Here is a 2,546-nt window from a genome sequence, read left to right as displayed (position 1 = left end):
TGCGCGCCATTCCATGGGGCTTCAGCTGGGGTCAATGCCGTTTGACCTTACCCGGCTGGTTGGGCTTTGGTTCAGCGGTGGACCAATTCATCCACAAGCACCCCACGCTCAAACCAAAAGATGCGCTGGCCTTGCTGCAAAAAATGCAACGTCAATGGCCCTTCTTCCGCTCGCTGTTGTCGAACCTCGACATGGTGTTGTCTAAGAGTGATTTGGGCTTGGCCTCGCGCTATGCCGAGTTGGTCAGCGACACGCGTTTGCGCAAGAAGATCTTTGGTCTGATCGAAGCCGAATGGCACCGCACCACAGACGCCTTGAAGCTCATCACGGGCGACAAGCAACGCTTGGTCAACAACGCAGCGCTGGAGCGCTCCATGCGCCATCGCTTCCCATACATCGATCCCTTGCACCACCTGCAAGTCGAGTTGATTCGACGCTACCGTGAAGGCAAGCGCCCACAAGATCGTGATGAGAAAGCGCAGCGCGGCATTCACATCTCAATCAACGGCATTGCGGCGGGTTTGCGTAATACGGGGTAAGTCACATCCGTGATTCATTCATGCGATTGGGTTTATTACACTCAAATGCATGAAGTCCAACACCTCACCTACCCCCGCCCCTCGACTGCTAGGCAAAGTCAGCATCATCACAGGTGCGGCCCAAGGCATCGGCTTAGCCACTGCCCTCAAATTTGCACAAGAAGGCGCAATCGTCATCGTCTGTGACGTCAAGCAAGCTGCCGTCGACGAGGCTGTGAAAAAGTGCCACGACATAGGCGCGCAAGCCCAAGGTTTTGTGGTGGATGTGACGCAGCGCGACATGGTGGACGCAACGATCAAAGCCGTGCTCGACAAATTCGGGCGCATCGATGTGTTGGTCAACAACGCAGGCATCACGCAAGACGCGCGCTTACAAAAAATGACGCTCGAGCAGTTTGACCGAGTGATTGACGTGAACCTGCGCGGCGTCTTTCACTGCGCACAAGCTGTGACCGATGCGATGGTGGCCCAAGGCAGCGGCGTGATTTTGAACGCGTCATCTGTGGTGGGCATCTATGGCAACTTTGGCCAAACCAATTACGCAGCGACCAAATTTGGTGTGATTGGTTTCACCAAGACTTGGAGCCGCGAGTTGGGGCCTAAAGGCATTCGCGTCAACGCAGTAGCGCCAGGTTTTATTGCTACCCCCATCTTGTCGACCATCCCTGAGAAAGTGATCACAGAGATGGTGAGTCGCGTCCCCCTCAAGCGACTGGGGCAGCCCGAAGACATCGCCAACGTCTATGCCTTTTTAGCAAGCGACGAAGCAGCCTACATCAACGGCACGGTGATTGAAGTTGCGGGTGGCTTGACCCTATGAGCGCAACCCACGCTCCTAGCAGTAAAACAGATTTGTTTATCTCCTTCACCTGGCTGGCGTTGCAAGGCTTTGGTGGCGTTTTGACAGTGGTGCAACGTGAATTGGTAGAGAAAAAAAGATGGCTCACGCAGGATGAATTTCTAGAGGACTGGGCGGTTGCACAAATCCTCCCGGGCCCCAATGTGGTAAACCTCGCGCTCATGATTGGCGGGCGAAGCTTTGGCATTCAAGGCGCACTGGCTGCGCTGAGTGGTTTGCTTTTAGCACCTACCGCACTGGTGCTGTTGCTGGCTGCCGCCGTCGCAGGTGTTGCAGATACAGCGGTTGCGCAAGGCATGCTGCGCGGTATGGGGGCAGTAGCTGCGGGTTTGATTGCAGCCGTGGGCATCAAGATGCTGAGCGCGCTGAAAAACAACCCCATGGGCATGCTGACCTGCATTGGCATTGGCACTCTCACCTTCATCGCTATTGGCTTGCTGCGCTTGCCACTAGGTTGGGTGCTGTTAAGCCTTGGCCCCTTAGCCAGCGTGTGGGCAGCGCATTGCATCAAGCAGCGAGGTGGCGCATGAGCATCACACTCAGCTTGGCCGATTGGGGCATGTTGTTTTTACACTTTATTTCTCTGTCACTCTTGTCCGTGGGTGGTGCCATTACCACCGCGCCCGAGATTCACCGCTACTTGGTGGATGAAACACAGTGGCTGACCGAAACACAGTTCACATCGTCCATCGCCTTAGCGCAAGGGGCGCCCGGCCCCAACGTGTTGTTCGTTGCCTTGATGGGCTGGAATGTGGGACTCAATGCAGGTGGAGGCTTGGCCGCAGGCTGGCCCGCCATTAGCTTGGCGTTGTGGGGGGTATTCATCACCATGGCAGGCATCCTGATTCCGTCTTGCACCCTCACCTTCGTGGCCACGCAATGGGCGCATCGCAACCGAGAAATGCTGGCCGTCAAAGCCTTCAAAGCAGGCATGGCCCCCATCGTCATTGCGCTGCTCATTGCCACAGGTTGGTTGCTAACCGGTAGCCACGACAACCCCGCAAAAGATTGGCCCATGTGGCTGGTCGCCGCTGCGACCACACTAATCGTTTGGAAAACCAAAACACACATGTTGGTGTTGCTAGGCATAGGCGCCTTGCTAGGCGCCCTAGGCTGGATCTAAAAAAACGCAGGCCGCAGTCTTCGGC

General features: G+C 56.0%; 4 protein-coding genes. All 4 read left to right on the top strand.

What is annotated here, in order from left to right; genetic code table 11:
- On the top strand, positions 1–539 hold a 539-nt coding region (locus ABWP81_RS08625; RefSeq protein ID WP_353141085.1), incomplete at its 5' end, for a phosphoenolpyruvate carboxylase.
- A gap of 49 nt (positions 540–588) precedes the next feature.
- Positions 589–1,359 carry a 3-oxoacyl-ACP reductase FabG gene (fabG, locus tag ABWP81_RS08620; protein WP_353141083.1) on the top strand — a complete coding sequence of 257 codons (771 nt, stop codon included), beginning with the start codon at positions 589–591 and terminating at the stop codon, positions 1,357–1,359.
- Positions 1,356–1,928 carry a chromate transporter gene (locus ABWP81_RS08615; RefSeq protein ID WP_353141082.1) on the top strand — a complete coding sequence of 191 codons (573 nt, stop codon included), beginning with the start codon at positions 1,356–1,358 and terminating at the stop codon, positions 1,926–1,928. The genes fabG and ABWP81_RS08615 overlap by 4 nt, the downstream gene beginning before the upstream one ends.
- A complete protein-coding gene (locus tag ABWP81_RS08610; RefSeq protein WP_353141080.1) occupies positions 1,925–2,521 on the top strand; it encodes a chromate transporter in 597 nt (198 codons plus the stop codon). Before ABWP81_RS08615 ends, ABWP81_RS08610 begins: the two co-directional genes overlap by 4 nt.
- Positions 2,522–2,546 lie beyond the last annotated feature (25 nt).

The sequence above is a fragment of the Limnohabitans sp. genome, assembly GCF_040401135.1.
In the GTDB taxonomy this organism is placed as follows: Bacteria; Pseudomonadota; Gammaproteobacteria; order Burkholderiales; family Burkholderiaceae_C; genus Limnohabitans.
Note: the sequence above shows the minus strand (reverse complement) of the source record. Positions and strands in the feature narration are given on the sequence as shown.

Excerpts from the sequence above, each read along its gene's own strand:
- ABWP81_RS08615 (WP_353141082.1), top strand. The coding sequence starts at position 1,356 with ATGAGCGCAACCCACGCTCCTAGCAGTAAAACAGATTTGTTTATCTCC.
- ABWP81_RS08610 (WP_353141080.1), top strand. The coding sequence starts at position 1,925 with ATGAGCATCACACTCAGCTTGGCCGATTGGGGCATGTTGTTTTTACAC.
- fabG (WP_353141083.1), top strand. The coding sequence starts at position 589 with ATGAAGTCCAACACCTCACCTACCCCCGCCCCTCGACTGCTAGGCAAA.